Genomic DNA, 2,515 nt, shown 5'->3' with positions numbered 1-2,515 from the left:
CACCCGGCAAGATGCATGCCTGCGGTCATGACGGCCATATGGCCATGCTGCTGGGTGCTGCGGAACGGCTGGTGCAGGAGCAGGGGTTTGACGGCACTGTTGTGTTCATCTTCCAGCCCAACGAGGAGCACGGGCTGGGCGCCCAGGCGATGATTTCCGAAGGGCTGCTGGAGCGGTTCCCGATCGAAGAAGTCTATGCCATTCACAACCTGCCAGGCGCGCCTGTCGGGCAGGTCTCGACCCGCGCGGGGCAGATTTGCGGCAGCGAAAGCCTGTTTGAAATCGCGATCAAGGGGCAGGGCGGTCATGCTTCGATGCCGCAGGCGGGTGTCGATGCCATCACAGTCGGGGCGGAAATGGTGCTGGCGCTGCAAACCATCGTCTCGCGCAAGCTGGCGCCGGGGGCTGGCGCGGTGGTCTCGGTGACTGAGTTTCTGACTGACGGCCAGCGCAATGTGCTGCCGGGACACGCGGTGCTGAAGGGCGACGTGCGCGCACGGGTGCCTGCGGGCCGCGAGGCGGTTGAACGTTTCATGCGCCAGATTGCTGCCGGTGTCGCCGCCGCCCATGCGGTGGAGGTTGAGATGAGCTTCAACACCGAATTTGTCGAAACCATCAATGCGGAAGGCCCGGCCGAAGCCGCTTGCCGTGCGGGCGAAGCTGCTGGGTGCGAGGTGATCCGCAACCGCCCGCCAATGAGCTTTTCCGAAGATTTCGCCCATTTCGCCGCCGCTGTGCCGGGGTGCTTTCTGCTGTTGGGCAATGGCGAGGACGGGCCTAACGGCCAACCGCTGCATTCGGCAGACTATGACTTCAACGACGCTCTGCTGCCCATCGGTGCGGAGTTCTGGGTGCAACTGGTGCGTGACCGGCTGCCAGCGGGAAAGGACTGATCATGTTTGAAAAATTCACTGTTGCCATGCGCCACACGGCAGGCAGCCCGAAATCCGGCGATGCCGCTTATACCGTTCTGTCTGAGCAGGACTTTGGCAATGCCTGCGCAGAAATCACTGCGTGGGACGGCTATGAAGAGACGCCGCTGGTCTCGCTGGCAGGGCTGGCGGATAAAATGGGCGTTGACAGGATCGACTACAAACACGAAGGGCCGCGGTTCGGCTTGGGCAGCTTCAAGGCGCTGGGCGGATCCTATGCGGCGCTGCGGGTGCTGCAGCGCGAGCTGAGCCGCCAATTGGGTCAGGACGTCAGCCTGGAAGATATCCGCAAAGGTGCGCACAAGGAAGCCTGCGTCGGCATCACTCTGGTCTCTGCCACCGACGGCAACCATGGCCGCTCGCTGGCCTGGGGCTGTCAGCGCTTTGGCGCGCCGTGCCGGATCTATATCCATGCCGAGGTCAGCGAAGGCCGTGCCGTGGCTATGCGCGAGCTGGGCGCCGAGGTGATCCGCATCACGGGCGACTATGACGACTCGGTGCTGCTGGCCAAGAAAGAGGCCGCGGAGAACGGCTGGTTTGTGGTCTCGGATACCTCCTGGGAGGGCTACACCGAGCCGCCGCGCGATGTGATGGCCGGCTATTGCGTGATGACGCGCGAGGCTTGTGAGACGCTGGAACAGGCGCCGACCCATGTGTTCCTGCAGGGCGGTGTCGGCGGGCTGGCGGCCTCGGTCGCGGCGGCGCTGCGGCAGTATTACGGCGCCGAGGCACCGCGGGTTGTCATCGTCGAGCCGGAGCTGGCCGCCTGCCTGTTTGACAGCGCGCGCAACGGCAAGGCGACCAATTTCGCAATCCAGCAAGAGACCATTATGGCCGGCCTGTCCTGTGGCGAGCCATCGGAAATGGCCTGGGAAATCCTGGCCGAGGAAGCTTCGGATTTTCTGACCATCCCGGACAGCATCGTGGCGCCAGCCGTGCGGCTGCTGGCCAATGCGGAAACCGGCGATCCGGCGGTTGAAGCCGGCGAAAGCGCAGTTGCAGGCCTTGCCGCCTTGATTGCGGCTTGCCAGGCGCCGGACCTTGCCGAACAACTGGGGCTGGGGCCAAAGGCCCGCGTCCTGCTGATCGGCTCCGAAGGTGTCACCGACCCGGTGATTTATGCGGCGATCATGGCAGGGCAAGACAATGTCTAAGGCGCCCGTGCGCGGCTTTCCGGAGGCAGAGTTCGCGGCCCGGACCCAAAAGGCGCAGGCGCTGATGGCACAGCAGGGGCTTGACGGGCTCCTGCTGCTGACAGAACCCGAGGTGCGCTATTTCAGCGGTTTTCACACGCTGTTCTGGCAAAGCCCGACCCGGCCCTGGTTCCTGTTTGTGCCGCCTGCAGGCAAACCCATTGCCATCATCCCGGAGATCGGCGCCGATCTGATGCGCCGCACCTGGATCGAGGATATCCGCACCTGGAGCGCACCTGCTCCCGAGGATGACGGCATCAGCCTGCTGACAGAGCTGCTGTCGCCGATTGCCGGGCGCGGCGGCAGCATTGGCATCATGAAGGGGCATGAAACCGCGCTGCGGATGCCGCTGGGTGATTATGAACGCCTGATGGATGGCCTGCCGGGGTT

General features: G+C 64.3%; 3 protein-coding genes. All 3 read left to right on the top strand.

What is annotated here, in order from left to right; translation table 11 throughout:
• Positions 1–893 (top strand): amidohydrolase (locus tag A2I95_RS31240; protein WP_291736080.1); only part of this gene is annotated, 893 nt, incomplete at its 5' end.
• 2 nt (positions 894–895) lie between these two features.
• Entirely contained in the window at positions 896–2,086 is a 1,191-nt protein-coding gene (locus A2I95_RS31235; protein WP_291736078.1) for a diaminopropionate ammonia-lyase, read from the top strand.
• Positions 2,079–2,515: aminopeptidase P family N-terminal domain-containing protein (locus tag A2I95_RS31230; RefSeq protein WP_291736076.1), on the top strand; the 437-nt coding region annotated here is incomplete at its 3' end. The genes A2I95_RS31235 and A2I95_RS31230, both read left to right, overlap by 8 nt.

Source organism: Leisingera sp. F5 (assembly GCF_001593695.1).
The sequence above is the reverse complement of the archived record's forward strand: the minus strand, read 5'-3'. Positions and strand labels throughout refer to the sequence as shown.

What these genes read in the sequence shown, in the direction of transcription:
- A2I95_RS31235 (WP_291736078.1), top strand. Translation starts at nt 896, where the DNA reads ATGTTTGAAAAATTCACTGTTGCCATGCGCCACACGGCAGGCAGCCCG.